Source organism: Streptomyces sp. P9(2023) (assembly GCF_032436795.1).
GTDB lineage: Bacteria > Actinomycetota > Actinomycetes > Streptomycetales > Streptomycetaceae > Streptomyces.
The window spans coordinates 1-399 of record NZ_JAUPWM010000189.1; the positions used below are offsets into that span (position 1 = coordinate 1).

The 399-nt window shown below is 73.4% G+C and carries 1 protein-coding gene; it reads right to left on the bottom strand.

What is annotated here, in order from left to right; translation table 11 throughout:
• A partial coding sequence (locus tag Q5762_RS37295; RefSeq protein ID WP_315896749.1) for a hypothetical protein occupies positions 1-399 on the bottom strand: 399 nt, incomplete at both ends.

Sequence of the window (399 nt, forward strand, 5' to 3'; positions counted from 1 at the left end):
CGAGACAGCGATCCCGCGAGCAGCGCCGGACAGCAGCGCCGACACCTCAGCGCTGGTCAGCGCGATGTCGACGGTGCCGCCCTGTGCCACTGTCCCGGCGGCGCGAGGCTGAGTTGTCAGCGCGGGAGGTGACGATGGTCGCGTCGCAGCACCGTGCAGCGCCAGCCACACGGTCCGCGCCGCCGACATGCCCGCACCGGTCGCCCGATACAGACGCACCGACCCGGACACCGCCACGCCACCCCGCGCGAGCGCCTGCCCGTAGAACCAGTAGCCGGTGTTGTCGGCGGACTGGCCGGACGTGGAGTGCCCCTGATAGGCGCGATACCCTGCCGTTCCGTCCGTCCGCCACGACCCCGAGCGGGCCGTCGACGCCTGCACCGCGGCGGCGGTCACCGT